The sequence below is a fragment of the Albidovulum inexpectatum genome (assembly GCF_002927635.1).
Taxonomy (GTDB): Bacteria; Pseudomonadota; Alphaproteobacteria; order Rhodobacterales; family Rhodobacteraceae; genus Albidovulum; species Albidovulum inexpectatum.
Genome location: NZ_PRDS01000008.1, coordinates 50,007 through 64,872, shown reverse-complemented (window position 1 = coordinate 64,872; position 14,866 = coordinate 50,007). Strand labels below are relative to the sequence as shown.

Genomic DNA, 14,866 nt, shown 5'->3' with positions numbered 1-14,866 from the left:
GCCTGTCGCCCGAAAGGGAAAGGACAACGCCCTTCACTGCCGCCCGAGCGCGGCGCCACAACGAAGGAGATCAGAGGTGACCAAACGCACCGCTGCCAAGTACAAGATCGACCGCCGGATGGGCGAGAACATCTGGGGTCGTCCGAAATCCCCGGTCAACCGTCGTGAATACGGCCCCGGCCAGCATGGCCAGCGCCGCAAGGGCAAGCTTTCGGATTTCGGCATTCAGCTGCGCGCCAAGCAGAAGCTGAAGGGTTATTACGGCGACCTGACCGAAAAGCAGTTCAAGCGCATCTATGCCGAGGCCGCCCGGGTCAAGGGCGATACGGGTGAAAACCTGATCGGCCTTCTGGAGCGCCGCCTGGACGCGGTCGTCTATCGCGCCAAGTTCGTGCCGACCATCTTTGCCGCGCGCCAGTTCGTCAACCACGGCCACGTTACCGTGAACGGCAAGCGCGTGAACATCCCCAGCTATCGCGTCAAGGAAGGCGACGTGATCGCCGTGCGCGACAAGTCCAAGCAGATGGCGCTGGTCCTGGAAGCCGTCAGCCTGGCCGAGCGTGACGTGCCCGATTACCTGGAGGTCGATCATTCCAAGATGACCGCCACCTTCCTGCGCACCCCGACGCTGGCCGACGTGCCGTATCCGGTTCAGATGGAACCGAACCTGGTCGTCGAATTCTACGCCAAGAACTGATCCGTCTGCACGGATCGAACGTTCGGGGGTCGCGGTTTTGCCGCGGCCCCTTTTCTTTGTGACTCAAGCCTCTGGCATTGGCCGCGCAGGGGCTGCTAGAAAGCCGTGAACCCAAGTCGAGGGCACAGATGAACGACCTTCCCAGACCCCAGCCGGGCATAATGGGCATCGATCTTTACGAAGGCGGTGCCAGCCAGATCGCGGGCGTGGCAAACCCGGTGAAGCTGTCGTCGAACGAAAATCCCTTTGGCCCGTCCGACGCGGCCAAGGAGGCCTATCTGCGCGCGGTGCACGATCTGCACCGCTATCCCTCGACCGACCATGCCAGCCTGCGCGCGGCGATCGCCGAGGTTCATGGTCTTGACCCGGACCGGATCGTCTGCGGCACGGGGTCGGACGAGATCCTGCTGCTGCTGGCCCAGGCCTATGCCGGGCCGGGTGGAGAGGTCATCCATACCGAGCATGGATTCCTCATGTATCCGATCGCCGCGCGCGCGGTTGGCGCGACGCCCGTGAAGGTGCCGGACCGTGACAGGCGGGTCGATGTCGATGCGATCCTGTCGGCCGTGACCGAACGCACGCAGATCGTGTTCATCGCCAATCCGAACAACCCGACGGGCACGATGCTGGACGAGTCCGAGGTCGAACGTCTGGCCCGCGCGCTGCCGACGCATGTCATGCTGGTGCTGGATGGCGCCTATGCCGAATATGTCGAAGGTTTCGACGGCGGTGCGCGGCTGGCGACCGAATACCCCAACGTCTTCATGACGCGGACCTTTTCCAAGATCTATGGTTTGGGCGGCTTGCGGATTGGCTGGGGCTACGGCCCGCGCGCGATCGTCGATGTGTTGAACCGCATCCGCAACCCGTTCAACCTGTCCCATGGCCAGATTGCCGCGGCCGAAGCGGCCATGCGCGACCAGGCCCATATCGCGCGGTGCCGCGCCGAGAATGCCCGCCTGCGCGCCTGGCTAGCCGCGGCGCTGGCCGATCTTGGCGTGCACTCGGACCCGTCGCATGGCAATTTCATCCTTGCCCGGTTTGCCGATGCGGCCGAGGCCGGGCAATGCGACGATTACCTGAAGACCCAGGGCCTGATCGTGCGGCGCGTCGGCAGCTACGGCCTGCCGCATTGTCTGCGCATCACGATCGGTGACGAATCGGCATGTCGTCGCGTGGCCGCCGCCATCGCAGCGTTCAAGGGGAAGGCATGAGCCAGCAGATCTATGACCGTGTTGCCCTGATCGGCCTGGGGCTGATTGCCTCGTCCATGGGGCATGCGATGAAGAAATGGAATCTGGCCGGAAGCGTCGTCGGCCATGCCCGCAGCGAGGAGACCCGCAAGGCGGCGCTGGAAGTCGGGTTCTGCGATGAGGTCTTCGACACGGCTGCCGAAGCGGTCAAGGATGCCGACCTGGTCGTCCTGGCCGTGCCCGTGCTGGCCATGGGGCCGATCGCGGCCGAGATCCGCGACCATCTGAAGCCGGGCGCGACCGTCACGGATGTGGGGTCCGTCAAGCAGGCGGTGATCGAGGCCGTGGCGCCGCACATTCCCGAAGGCGTGGATTTCGTGCCTGGCCACCCCTTGGCCGGGACGGAACATTCGGGGCCGCGCGCGGGTTTTGCGACACTGTTTCGCAATCGCTTCTGCCTGCTGGTTCCGGGGCATGCCCGGCCCGTGGCCGTCGAGCGGCTGACCCGCCTATGGCAGGGCATGGGCGCGAATGTCGAGCAGATGGACGCCGCCCATCACGACCGCGTTCTGGCCGTGACCAGCCACACGCCCCACCTGATCGCCTATACGATGGTGGGGGTGGCCGACCATCTGGCGCAGGTCACCGAGAGCGAGATCATCAAGTATTCTGCCGCAGGCTTTCGTGATTTCACGCGCATCGCGGCCTCGGACCCGACGATGTGGCGCGACGTCTTTCTGACGAACAAGGAGGCGACGCTGGACATCCTGGGCCGCTTCATGGAGGAACTTTTCGTCCTGCAGCGCGCGATCCGAATGGAGGATGGCAAGACGCTGCATGACTATTTCACCCGCACGCGCGCGATCCGCCGCGGCATCATCGAGGCCGGGCAGGACACTGCCGCGCCCGACTTCGGACGGGTCAAGGCCCAGGAGGAGTGATCAGAACCGGGGCGCGGGGCCAAGCGGCAACGGCCCCAGCGCCATCGCGCCGCCAGACAGGACCAGTGGCAGCGAAAGCGTGTCCGGATTGCCATCCGATGCGGCCAGCATGCCCAGCATGCTTTCGGCCATGGCCTGGGATCGCGGCTGGATCAGCCCCGCCTGCCGCAACACCGGCAATAATGCGCGCCAGTTGCGCAGCGACAGATCGATCCGGCCCTCGGGCTGACCTGCTGAAGAGACGTTCATTTCTCCCGCGCCGGTCAGGGACAAACCGCCCCAATCGAACGCAAGGTCAGTGATCCGAACTGCGGTAACGCGCAGCCGGCCATCCAACGCGCGGCGATCCAGCGGCCGGTCCGTTGCGACGATCCCATCAAGCCTCAGGTGACCATCTTCCGCATCGAGTCCCGCCCGGGCCAGGATCGCCTGCGCGGGGCCTTTCAGGTCGATGCCCGTGGCCTCGGCCCCGATGCGAATGGCGTTCTGGCCAAGCGGGTCGTCGTCGAGCGCCTGGGCCGCGAGGCGCAGCTCGGTCACTGTCATGGACCAGTCGAGACGCCCCGTCAGGCGCAGATCGCGCGCGACGACATTTGCGCGTTCAAGCGGCACGTCCGTCGATATTCGGGTCACCGCGCTGGCGCGCGCATCGGCGGTCTGGATGTCGATCTCTTCGCCTCCAAGCCAGACCGTCTGGCGCGCGGGCAACACGGCGATCAGATGATGCGGACGATAGGACAATGCGTGCAGCTCGAGCTTCGGCGCGGCCCATGCGAACTGCCCGTCCGCGGATGCAAGGCGCGGCTCTTGCAGGGTCAGGTCGAAACGCCAGGGGAAGCCCTGCAATCTCCAATCGGCCACGCTGGCCTGCCCGGTGGCCTGCATCCCGGCCAGTGCCTGACCAATCCCGGACCGGATCTGCCGGGCGGCAAGATGCCAGCCAGCCGCGAAAAGCACCGCCACAAGGGCAATCAGCCAAAGAACCGTACGCATGGACCTTTCCTCGAACCCAGGGATCGTGTTTACCGGATCGTGTGGCGAGAAGTGCCACAGACAGACGAGGCAGTCCATGTGGGTCTTTGGATACGGTTCCCTGATCTGGGATCCGGGGTTCGATTTTGACGAACGCGTGCTTGCGCGGCTTGACGGTTGGCATCGCTGCTTCTGCATGCGCTCGCTGCACCACAGGGGAACGGTCGAACGTCCCGGGCTTGTGCTGGCCCTGGATGCCGCGCCCGAAACGGTCTGCCATGGCGTGGCCTTTCGCGTGGTTCCGGGGCAGGAGCAGGCGACGCTTGACTATCTTCGAGCGCGCGAGCTCGTGACCTCGGCCTATCTGGAAAAGGAGCTGCCCGTTCAACTTGCGGATGGGCGCGTGGTGACGGCAGTGACCTATGTGATCGACCCCCAGCATGTGCAGTATTGCCGCGGCCTGTCGCTGGAAGAACAGGCCCGCATCATCGCCGAAGCCGTCGGCGGCCGGGGGCGCAATGCGGACTACCTGCTGAACACGGTCGCACATCTGCACGAGCTTGGGATCCCCGATGCCGAACTGGACTGGCTGGCCGACAGGGTGCGCGCGCTGACCGCGCAGGGGGCGTCTTACGACTTGTGAGCCAGACTGAGCGCGCCTATTGTCGCTGGAAACACGAAAAGACAGGCGTGGTACCATATGGTCAAGTCGCTGCGCGAGGCAGAGCCGAAATTCACGCAACCCTGGCGTCAGATCCTTCTGATGCTGATCGTCTGCGGATTGGTCGGGGCAGGGGCCTATTTCGCCTATGGGCCCATATTCTCGATCTTCATTGCCAATCCCTGGCTGAACGGGCTGATCCTTGGGGTCTTTGTCCTGGGGATCCTGACATGCTTCTGGCAGGTGGCTCAGCTGATGCGCTGCGTCAGCTGGATCGAAGGCTTCGCGGCCAATCGTCCGGGTCATGAGATCACCGTCCCCCCCCGTATGCTGGCGCCTCTGGCGGCGCTGCTGCGCTCGCGCGGGCCGCGTGGGGGTCAGATATCGTCCAGTTCCGCCCGGTCGATCCAGGATTCGGTTGCGACCCGCATCGATGAGGCGCGCGACATCACGCGCTATCTGACGAACCTTCTGATTTTCCTTGGCCTTCTTGGCACGTTCTATGGCCTGGCAATCACCGTGCCGGCCGTCGTCGACACGATCCGGGCGCTGGCACCACAAGAGGGCGAAACCGGAACCCAGATCTTCGACAAGCTGATGTCGGGTCTCGAGGCGCAGCTGGGCGGTATGGGCACGGCGTTTTCCTCGTCCTTGCTGGGTCTGGCCGGGTCGCTGGTCGTGGGGCTGCTCGAGCTGTTTGCCACGCATGGCCAGAACCGCTTTTACCGCGAGCTGGAGGAATGGCTGTCCACCTTTACCCGCCTGACCTTTGCCGGGGGCGATGCCGAGGGGGGTATCGATCAGGAAACCGTTGCGGGTGTGCTGGACCACATGGCCGATCAGGTCGAGACCTTGCAGGAAATCCTGCGTCAGTCCGACGAAGGCCGCAGTGCGGTAAACCAGCGGCTGGAAGAGCTGGCAACGGCGGTCGAAGGCCTGACCCGGCGTCTGGAATCCGAAGTCGGGACGGCCGGTATCCTGACACATATCGCCGAAGGCCAGGAGCGCCTGATCGGCCTGATCGATCGTGCCGTGCGCGCCGAGACCGAAACCAGCGGCGCTCAGGGCGATGCGTCGGCCGAGGCCGAGATCCGGATGCGTCTGCGGTCGATCGACGTGCAGCTGCTGCGCCTGCTCGAGGAATTGGCGGCAGGTCGGCAGGAGGCCATGGCAGACCTGCGCGGTGACATTGCCGAACTGACGCGGGCCGTGCGCATGCTGGTCCGGGCCGAGACGGGCAGGGCGGGCTAGGCCATGGCGCTGAAGAACGGCCGCGGCGGACAGCGCTTTTCGACCAATGTATGGCCCGGCTTCGTCGATGCGCTGACGGCGCTGCTGATGGTGCTGATGTTCGTGCTGACGATCTTCATGATCGTGCAATTCTCGTTGCGCGAGACGATCAGCACCCAGGATGACGAGCTGCAGGCACTTTCCGAACAGGTCGCGGGGTTGGCGGATGCACTGGGGCTCGAACGCGATCGAACCGCGGCGCTGCAATCTGAACTGGACCGTCTTGGCGAACGAGCCGATCAGCAGCAGGCATTGATCGCGACCTTGCGTGGGCAGGTGGCGGCCAGTGATGCGGCTCTGGCCGAAGCTCGGGCGCGCATCACGGAGTTCGAATCCCAGGTCGCCGCCTTGCTGTCGGAACGCGATTCCGCCCGCGCCGAGGCCGAAAGGCTGGGCGCCGAACGCGACGCGCTGGCGCAAGAGCGGGACGCCCTGAACCTGGCGGTCGCGCGCGCGCGCGAAGAGATCGACGCGCAGGCCGAGGCCGCGCGCCTGGCCGCGGCACGTCGCGAGGCTCTGGAGGCTCTGGTCGCCGACCTCAAGGCGCAGAATGCCAAAGCCGAAGAGACGCTGAGCGAAGCCGAAAAGGCGCGGCTGACCGAAGCCGCCGCGGCAGCCGCCTTGCGCGAGAAGCTGAAATCGGCCGAGGACGAGCTGACGGCCATGACGCTGGCTCTGGAAGCCGAGCGCAAGCGGGCCGAGGAAACGCTGACCCTGCTGGCGGCGGCAAAGGCCGCGCAGGCCGAGCTGCAGGGCAGGGCCCAGGAAAGTCTGACCGAGGCTGAAAGGCAAAAGGCGCTGTTGGCGCAGGCAAATGAATTGCTGGCCAGCGAGCGCGAGAATTCGGCCGAGCTGGCCCGCAAGGTCGCGCTGTTGAACCAGCAGGTTCTGGCGCTGCGCTCGCAACTTGGCTCGCTTCAGGAGATGCTGGATGCCTCGGAGGCACGCGATGCCGAAAAGCAGGTCCAGATCGAGGCCCTGGGCACGCGGTTGAATTCCGCGCTGGCCCAGCTTGCCGCCGAGGAAAAACGCCGCGCCGAACTGGAAGAGGCCGAACGCAAGCGGCTTGAGGAGGAGGCGAAGCAGCTGAAGAAGAAGGCCGAGGAGCTTGAGCGCTACCGCTCGGAATTCTTTGGCCGCCTGTCGCAGGTCCTGCAGGGCCGCGAGGGTGTGCGCATCGTTGGCGACCGCTTCGTGTTTTCCTCGGAAGTCCTGTTCGAGCCGGGCTCGGCCGATCTGTCGCCCGAGGGGCGAAGCCAGATTGCCCGGGTGGTCGAGATCCTGCAGGACGTTTCGGACGAGATTCCGCCCGAGATCGACTGGATCATCCGGGTCGATGGCCACACCGACAATGTGCCCCTGTCCGGTACCGGGCGGTTCCGTGACAACTGGGAGCTCAGCCAGGCGCGCGCCCTGTCTGTCGTGCGCTACATGACCGAGGAACTGGGCTTCCCGCCCAACCGGCTGGCGGCGACGGGCTTTGGGGAATATCACCCCGTGGCACAGGGCGACAGCCCCGAGGCGCGGGCGCAGAACCGGCGTATCGAACTGAAGCTGACAGAACGCTGACCGAAGGGGTTGCCTTCCCCCTGCATGGCATTCGCCATCTCAATGTCGGGCGGTGACCTCGGACATCCCCGGCTCGGGCATATTCGGGCCCATTGTCAGACATGGACATGCCAAGGGCCCGCCGGGTGGCGGGCCCTTGCGTGATGAGGCCGGGATCAGTCCGCGGTCAGAAGCGGCGGTTTCGAGCCGGACAGCCGCGGCTTCTGCGTCTCTTCGATATCGAGGACCAGTTCGCCGTCGCGGACGCGGACATGGACGACCCCGCCCTTGGTCAAGCGGCCGAACAGCAGCTCTTCGGCCAGGGGCTTCTTGATGTGTTCCTGGATCACGCGGCCCAGGGGGCGCGCACCCATCTTGTCGTCATAGCCCCGCTCGGCCAGCCAGTTCGCCGCTTCGGGCGTCAGGTCGATATGGACGTTGCGGTCCATGAGCTGTGCCTCGAGCTGCAGCACGAATTTCTCGACGACCTGCAGGATGACCTCGCGCGACAGCGGCGCGAACGAGATGATCGCATCCAGCCGGTTGCGGAATTCCGGCGTGAACGTCCGCTCGATCGCGGCGGTGTCCTCGCCCTCGCGCCGCTCGCGGCCAAAGCCGATGGCCGACTTGGCCTGCTCGGCCGCGCCCGCATTCGAGGTCATGATCAGGATCACGTTGCGGAAATCGACCTGTCTGCCGTTGTGGTCGGTCAGCTTGCCGTGATCCATGACCTGCAACAGGATGTTGAAGACATCCGGATGCGCCTTTTCGATCTCGTCCAGCAGCAGCACGCAATGCGGGTGCTGGTCGACGCTGTCGGTCAGAAGGCCCCCCTGGTCAAAGCCCACATAGCCCGGCGGCGCCCCGATCAGACGGCTGACGGCGTGCTTCTCCATGTATTCCGACATGTCGAAGCGCAGAAGCTCGACGCCCAGCGTATTGGCCAATTGCCGGGCGACCTCGGTCTTGCCGACGCCGGTGGGCCCTGCGAACAGGTAATTGCCGATCGGCTTTTCGGGCTCGCGCAGGCCGGCGCGGGCCAGCTTGATCGCCGAGGCAAGTGCCTCGATCGCCTTGTCCTGGCCGAACACGACGCGCTTGAGCGTGCCTTCGAGGTCCTTCAGAACCTCGGCATCGTCCTTGCTGACATTCTTTGGCGGGATGCGCGCGATCTTGGCGACGACGGCCTCGATTTCCTTGGCGCCGATCGTCTTGCGCCGCTTGCTTTCCGCGACCAGGTGCTGTGCGGCGCCGGCCTCGTCGATGACATCGATCGCCTTGTCGGGCAGCTTGCGGTCATGGATGTAGCGCGCCGAAAGCTCGACCGCCGTGCGGATCGCGTCATGCGTATAGCGCAGCTCGTGATGCTTCTCGAAATAGGGTTTGAGCCCCATCAGGATCTTGACCGCATCCTCGACCGAGGGTTCGTTCACGTCGATCTTCTGGAAGCGCCGGGACAGGGCCCGATCCTTCTCGAAATGCTGGCGGAATTCCTTGTAGGTCGTGCTGCCCATGCAACGCAGCTTGCCACCGGCAAGCGCGGGCTTGAGCAGGTTGGACGCATCCATCGCGCCCCCAGAGGTCGCGCCGGCCCCGATCACGGTATGGATCTCGTCGATGAACAGGATCGCGTCGGGGTGCTCTTCCAGTTCCTTGACGACGGCCTTCAGGCGTTCCTCGAAATCGCCGCGATAGCGCGTGCCGGCCAAAAGCGCGCCCATGTCGAGCGAGAAGATCGTCGCGTTCTTGAGCACCTCTGGCGTTTCGCCGCGCACGATCTTCAGCGCCAGCCCCTCGGCAATGGCGGTCTTGCCAACGCCGGGATCGCCAACAAGCAGCGGGTTGTTCTTGCGCCGTCGGCACAGAACCTGGATGCAGCGTTCCAGCTCGGCCTCGCGCCCGATCAACGGATCGACTTCGCCCTTGCGGGCCTTGGCGTTCAGATCGACGCAATACTTGGCCAGCGCCGTGTCCTTTTCTTCGGAATCGTTCGTCTGGGTCTCTTCCTCGGCGCCCGTCACCGGCCGCGCTTCGGCATATTTCGGGTTCTTGGCCACGCCATGCGCGATGAAGTTCACCGCGTCATAGCGCGTCATGTCCTGCTCTTGCAGGAAATAGGCCGCGTTCGATTCCCGTTCGGCAAAGATCGCCACCAGCACGTTGGCGCCGGTCACCTCGGTGCGGCCAGACGACTGGACATGGATCGCGGCGCGCTGGATCACGCGCTGGAAGGCGGCGGTCGGCACCGCCTCGGAGCCCTCGACATCGGTGACAAGGGTCGACAGGTCTTCGTCGATGAAGTTGGTCAGCGTCTTGCGCAGCGCCTCGATATCGACCGAGCAGGCGCGCATGACCTTGGCCGCGTCCGGCTCGTCCAGAAGGGCCAGAAGCAGATGCTCAAGCGTCGCAAGCTCGTGCCGACGCGAATTCGCGATGGCGAGCGCTGCATGGATTGCCTGTTCGAGCGTGTTCGAGAATGACGGCACGTTCGTGCTCCTTTCCGTTGCGCGAGACGGGTTTCGGGACCTGTGTCCCAGTCTCGTCCCATAGGATTAAAGTTCGGTGGAATTCCGACTTCTTCAAGTGTTTTGTGTCGGAAATCGTGATTTCTGGCCGCGCCGCCGCAAAATGTGATCGCGGGGCCGACGCATGGCCGCGCGTGATGCGTTTCCGCGACTTCGGCGTGTGGTGCTGGTTCAGAACCGGTCCTTGCGGCGTCGGATCTCGGCAAAGACCTCGGCGTCACTGGCACCTTCCATCTTCAGCGTGCGCTTGATCGCCGGCTCGCCGGCGCGAAGGAAGGGGTTCGTCGCCAGTTCCTCGGCCAGGGTCGAGGGTACGGTCGGGCGCCCCTGTTCGCGCGCCACGCGCACGGCCTCGACCCGCTTGACCAGTTCCGGGTTGTCCGGCTCGATCGTCAGCGCGAACCGTCCGTTCGTCAGCGTGTATTCATGGCCCGAGCAGATCAGTGTCTGCGGCGGCAGCGCGGCCAGCCGCGAGAGGCTGGTCCACATCTGCTCCATCGTGCCCTCGAAGACCCGCCCGCAGCCCAGCGCCATCAGGGTGTCGCCGGTAAAGGCGACCGCGGCGACGGGGAAATGATAGGCAACGTGCCCGACCGTGTGGCCCGGAACCTCCATGACGCGCGCCTCTTCAATGCCGATGCGGACGACATCGCCTTCTGCCACGGCAATGTCCAGGCTCGGCAGCCTGTTTGCATCTGCCGCGGCGCCGACCACCTTGGCGCCGGTCGCGGCGGCCAGGGCCTTTACCCCGTCCACGTGATCGGCGTGGTGATGCGTGATCAGGATATGGCTGGCCTTCCAGCCACGATCGCGCAGCGCGTTCAGGATGGGCGAGGTTTCGGGCACATCCACGACCGCCGTTGCCCCCGTCGCCGGATCATGGGCGATGAAGGCATAGTTGTCCGAAAGACACGGTACGGTCACGATTTCAAGGGCCATGGCGTTTCAGTTCCGACTTGGTATGCTCGCCCCAGCTTTGCCCAACATGGCGGCCCGCGCAATGCATCTGGACGTGCTGGATCTGAGGAATTTCTATTACCGGACACAGCTTGGCCGGGTGGCGCAGCGCGCGATCAGGGATCAGGTGGTGACCCTGTGGCCGCCTGTCAAGGGCCAGACGATTGCCGGCTTTGGGTTCGCGGTGCCATTGCTGCGCCCGTACCTGACCGAGGCGCGCCGCGTGATCGGGCTGATGCCCGCGCCACAGGGCGTGATGCCGTGGCCCGCCGGCGGAGAAAATGTCTCGGTCCTTTGCGAAGAAACCCAATGGCCGGTCGAGACAGGCATGATCGATCGGCTGATCGTGCTGCACGGGCTCGAGACGTCCGAACATCCCGGGGCATTGCTGGACGAATGCTGGCGGGTTTTGGGCCCCGGCGGGCGGGCGTTGTTCATCGTGCCCAGCCGATCCGGCCTGTGGTCGCGGTCCGATCGCACGCCTTTCGGCTATGGCAGGCCGTATTCAATGGCGCAGCTCGAAGCCCAGCTGCGGCATCACCACTTTGTCGCTGAACGCCACGAGACCGCGCTGTTCGTTCCGCCAAGCTCGCGCCGGTTCTGGTTGCGCAGCGCGCCGATGTGGGAGCGGCTGGGCGCGCGCGTTTCGGGTGTCTTGACGGGCGGGGTGCTGTTGCTCGAAGTGTCGAAACAGGTGCACGCGCCGCAAAGGCCCGGCCTTGCTGCAGCCGTGCGGCGCCCCTTGCGGGTGCTGGACGCCATCCCGCGCCCGAAACCCGAACCGGCGTGACCCCGCGCCCGGGGCGGGGCTTGGATTCCCCGGGATTCTCGTCTTGCGCGCCGGCAGAGCGATCCTTCGGGTGACGTTTGCGCGCAACACTTTGTCGCGCTGCAAGCAACATCTTGAATCTGCGTGACAACGAAGATCACACTTGCGGGATTACGGCTGTTGCCTGACGGGCAAGGCTCTGCTAGACCCCCGACGAATTCAGGTGTGCGCCCCGCGCATGCCAAGGGTGGCCTCTTACCCGACCGCTGAAAATGGGGCGATGGGACAGAACAATTCGGAAGGGTGCACGTGTCCGAACCAGCTTCGATTTCCGCAGGGATCGCCGGGCGCTATGCCACGGCTTTGTTTGAACTCGCCAAGGAGGAGAACGGACTCGATGCGCTCGGGGCCGATGTCGATGCCTTGGCGGCTGTGCTGGGCGAAAGCGGCGATCTGCGCCGCCTGATCTCTTCGCCGATCTATTCGCGCGACGAGCAGGCCCGCGCCATGGCGGCCATCGCCGACCGGCTGAAATTGTCCAGGCCGACGGCCAACACGCTGGCGCTGATGGCGAACAAGCGCCGGCTTTTCGTCCTGCCCCAGATGGTCAAGGCGCTGCGCCGCCGGATCGCGGACGAGCGGGGCGAGCTGACCGTCGATGTCACGGTCGCTGCGCCGTTGACCAAGACGCAAGAGGCCAAGCTGGCCGATGTTCTGGCCAAGGCCACGGGCAAGACCGTCAAGCTGAACACGACCGTCGATGACAGCCTCATCGGCGGAATGATAGTCAAGGTGGGCTCGAAGATGATCGATTCGTCGATCCGCTCGAAGCTCGCTTCCCTCCAGAATGCCATGAAAGAGGTCGGATAATGGGAATCCAGGCAGCCGAGATCTCTGCGATCCTAAAGGAGCAGATCAAGAACTTCGGTCAGGAAGCGGAAGTTGCCGAGGTCGGCCGCGTGCTGTCCGTCGGTGACGGCATCGCACGCGTCTACGGTCTCGACAATGTTCAGGCCGGCGAGATGGTCGAGTTTCCGGGCGGCATCCGCGGGATGGCGCTGAACCTCGAAACCGACAATGTCGGTATCGTCATCTTCGGCAGTGACCGTGACATCAAGGAAGGCGATGTCGTCAAGCGCACGCGCTCGATCGTGGACGTGCCGGTGGGCGACGGCCTGCTGGGCCGCGTGGTCGACGCGCTGGGCAACCCGATCGACGGCAAGGGCCCGATCGAAGCCGCCGAGCGTCGTATCGCCGACGTCAAGGCGCCCGGCATCATCCCGCGCCGTTCGGTGCACGAGCCGATGGCGACCGGCCTGAAGGCCGTCGACGCCATGATCCCGATCGGCCGCGGCCAGCGCGAGCTGATCATCGGCGACCGCCAGACCGGCAAGACCGCCGTGGCGCTGGACACCATCCTCAACCAGAAGAGCTACAACGACGCCGCGGGCGACGACGAAAGCAAGAAGCTGTACTGCGTCTATGTCGCCGTCGGCCAGAAGCGTTCGACCGTTGCCCAGTTGGTGAAGAAGCTGGAAGAAACCGGCGCGATGGAATATTCGATCGTCGTGGCGGCCACCGCGTCCGACCCGGCGCCGATGCAGTTCCTGGCGCCCTATTCGGCGACGGCCATGGCGGAGTATTTCCGCGACAACGGTCGCCACGCGCTGATCGTGTATGACGATCTGTCCAAGCAGGCCGTCGCCTATCGCCAGATGTCGCTGTTGCTGCGTCGTCCGCCGGGGCGTGAGGCCTATCCGGGCGACGTCTTCTATCTCCATTCGCGCCTGCTGGAGCGTTCGGCCAAGCTGAACGCGGATCATGGCTCGGGCTCGCTGACCGCGCTGCCGATCATCGAAACCCAGGCGGGTGACGTGTCGGCATATATCCCGACGAACGTGATCTCGATCACCGACGGCCAGATCTTCCTGGAAACCGAGCTGTTCTATCAGGGCATCCGTCCTGCCGTGAACACCGGTCTGTCGGTGTCGCGCGTCGGCTCGGCCGCGCAGACCAACGCGATGAAGTCGGTCGCCGGCTCGGTGAAGCTGGAACTGGCCCAGTACCGCGAAATGGCGGCCTTCGCCCAGTTCGGTTCGGACCTCGACGCGGCCACGCAGCGCCTGCTGAACCGTGGTGCGCGCCTGACCGAGCTGATGAAGCAGCCGCAGTATTCGCCGCTGACCAATGCCGAGATCGTCTGCGTGATCTTCGCCGGCATCAAGGGCTTCCTTGACAAGCTTCCGGTGAAGGAGGTCGGCCGCTTCGAGCGCGAGCTGCTGTCCTATCTGCGGACGGCCCGCAAGGACATCCTCGACTGGATCACCAAGGAGGATCCGAAGATCAAGGGTGAGGCAGAAGAGAAGCTCTACGCCGCGATCGATGAGTTCGCCAAGACCTTCGCCTGATGCGCGAAGGAGAGGAGCAGGGACATGCCCAGCCTTAAGGACCTGAAGAACAGGATCGAAAGCGTCAAGTCGACGCGGAAGATCACGAAGGCCATGCAGATGGTCGCGGCGGCCAAGCTTCGCCGCGCCCAGGATGCCGCCGAAGCCGCCCGGCCCTATGCCGAGCGGATGAACGCGGTCGTCTCGGGCCTGGCCGCGGCAGCCCGGGGGTCGGATACGGCCCCCCGTCTGCTGGCCGGAACCGGGTCGGACAACACGCATCTGCTGGTCGTGATGACCGCCGAGCGCGGTCTTTGCGGTGGCTTCAACTCCTCGATCGTGCGGTTGGCCAAGCAGCGCATTGCCGAGCTTCGTGCCGCGGGCAAGACGGTCAAGATCCTGACCGTTGGCCGCAAGGGGCGCGAGCAGATGAAGCGGGAATATGGCGATCTCTTCGTCGGACATGTCGATCTGTCCGAGGTGAAGCGGATCGGCTATGACAACGCCGCGGAGATCGCAAGCGACCTGCTGGCCCGTTTTGACGCGGGCGAATTCGACGTCGCGACGATCTTCTACAACCGCTTCAAGTCGGTGATCAGCCAGATCCCGACGGCGCAGCAGGTCATCCCGGCGCAGTTCGAGGAAGAAGAGGGCGCAGGCGTCAGCGCGCAGCATGATTATGAACCCTCGGAGGAAGAGATCCTGAAGGATCTTCTGCCACGGGGGGTTGCGACGCAGATCTTCGCGGCGCTGCTGGAAAATGCGGCCTCGGAGCAGGGCGCGCGGATGAGCGCGATGGACAACGCCACCCGCAACGCCGGCGAGATGATCGACAAGCTGACGATCCTCTACAACCGCTCGCGCCAGGCCGCGATCACCAAGGAACTCATCGAAATCATTTCGGGCGCCGAGGCGCTCTGACGAAA

General features: G+C 64.8%; 13 protein-coding genes. 10 read left to right on the top strand and 3 right to left on the bottom strand.

The genetic code is table 11. From position 1 onward, the window contains the following. The first annotated feature begins 76 nt into the window (after nt 1-76). The 3 genes from rpsD (at nt 77) to LV82_RS12190 (ending at nt 2,831) form a co-directional block, all read left to right on the top strand. Entirely contained in the window at nt 77-697 is a 621-nt protein-coding gene (gene rpsD, locus LV82_RS12200; protein ID WP_104072079.1) for a 30S ribosomal protein S4, read from the top strand. A 128-nt stretch (nt 698-825) separates the two neighbouring features. Further along, nucleotides 826-1,911, top strand: a complete 1,086-nt coding sequence (gene hisC / locus LV82_RS12195; RefSeq protein ID WP_104072078.1) for a histidinol-phosphate transaminase — start codon at nt 826-828, stop codon at nt 1,909-1,911. Continuing rightward, nucleotides 1,908-2,831: a prephenate/arogenate dehydrogenase family protein gene (locus LV82_RS12190; RefSeq protein ID WP_104072076.1), complete on the top strand. Its 924-nt coding sequence runs from the start codon at nt 1,908-1,910 to the stop codon at nt 2,829-2,831. The genes hisC and LV82_RS12190 overlap by 4 nt, the downstream gene beginning before the upstream one ends. Here the strand turns inward: LV82_RS12190 and LV82_RS12185 are convergent, their stop codons facing one another. After that, nucleotides 2,832-3,824 carry a DUF2125 domain-containing protein gene (locus tag LV82_RS12185; protein WP_170063420.1) on the bottom strand — a complete coding sequence of 331 codons (993 nt, stop codon included), beginning with the start codon at nt 3,822-3,824 and terminating at the stop codon, nt 2,832-2,834. A 76-nt stretch (nt 3,825-3,900) separates the two neighbouring features. Here LV82_RS12185 and LV82_RS12180 point away from each other — a divergent pair, with 76 nt between their 5' ends. Genes LV82_RS12180 through LV82_RS12170 form a run of 3 tightly spaced genes read left to right on the top strand, consistent with a single transcriptional unit; the run spans nt 3,901 to nt 7,323 of the window. Next, a complete protein-coding gene (locus tag LV82_RS12180; protein ID WP_104072160.1) occupies nt 3,901-4,446 on the top strand; it encodes a gamma-glutamylcyclotransferase in 546 nt (181 codons plus the stop codon). Between the two features lie 57 nt (nt 4,447-4,503). Continuing rightward, nucleotides 4,504-5,715 carry a biopolymer transporter ExbB gene (locus tag LV82_RS12175; RefSeq protein ID WP_104072073.1) on the top strand — a complete coding sequence of 404 codons (1,212 nt, stop codon included), beginning with the start codon at nt 4,504-4,506 and terminating at the stop codon, nt 5,713-5,715. A 3-nt stretch (nt 5,716-5,718) separates the two neighbouring features. Continuing rightward, the gene (locus LV82_RS12170; RefSeq protein ID WP_104072072.1) at nt 5,719-7,323 is read left to right on the top strand and encodes a peptidoglycan -binding protein; all 1,605 of its coding nucleotides are present in this window, start codon (nt 5,719-5,721) and stop codon (nt 7,321-7,323) included. A 155-nt stretch (nt 7,324-7,478) separates the two neighbouring features. On the opposite strand, the gene clpA is transcribed toward LV82_RS12170, so the two are convergent. Together clpA and gloB are read right to left on the bottom strand one after the other, a co-directional pair. Next, nucleotides 7,479-9,788: an ATP-dependent Clp protease ATP-binding subunit ClpA gene (gene clpA / locus LV82_RS12165; protein ID WP_104072070.1), complete on the bottom strand. Its 2,310-nt coding sequence runs from the start codon at nt 9,786-9,788 to the stop codon at nt 7,479-7,481. 210 nt (nt 9,789-9,998) lie between these two features. Further along, entirely contained in the window at nt 9,999-10,766 is a 768-nt protein-coding gene (gloB, locus tag LV82_RS12160) for a hydroxyacylglutathione hydrolase (protein WP_104072069.1), read from the bottom strand. A 61-nt stretch (nt 10,767-10,827) separates the two neighbouring features. On the opposite strand from gloB, the gene LV82_RS12155 reads away from it, so the two are divergent. The 4 genes from LV82_RS12155 to LV82_RS12140 all read left to right on the top strand — a co-directional run bounded on the left by LV82_RS12155 (nt 10,828) and on the right by LV82_RS12140 (nt 14,861). Beyond that, nucleotides 10,828-11,574: a class I SAM-dependent methyltransferase gene (locus LV82_RS12155; RefSeq protein ID WP_104072158.1), complete on the top strand. Its 747-nt coding sequence runs from the start codon at nt 10,828-10,830 to the stop codon at nt 11,572-11,574. Nucleotides 11,575-11,862: 288 nt separating this feature from the next. Further along, nucleotides 11,863-12,423, top strand: a complete 561-nt coding sequence (locus tag LV82_RS12150; protein WP_104072067.1) for a F0F1 ATP synthase subunit delta — start codon at nt 11,863-11,865, stop codon at nt 12,421-12,423. Further along, nucleotides 12,423-13,961: a F0F1 ATP synthase subunit alpha gene (gene atpA / locus LV82_RS12145; protein WP_104072066.1), complete on the top strand. Its 1,539-nt coding sequence runs from the start codon at nt 12,423-12,425 to the stop codon at nt 13,959-13,961. The genes LV82_RS12150 and atpA overlap by 1 nt, the downstream gene beginning before the upstream one ends. 24 nt (nt 13,962-13,985) lie before the next feature. Further along, nucleotides 13,986-14,861, top strand: coding sequence for a F0F1 ATP synthase subunit gamma (locus tag LV82_RS12140; RefSeq protein ID WP_104072064.1), 876 nt, complete (start codon nt 13,986-13,988; stop codon nt 14,859-14,861). Nucleotides 14,862-14,866: the final 5 nt, after the last annotated feature.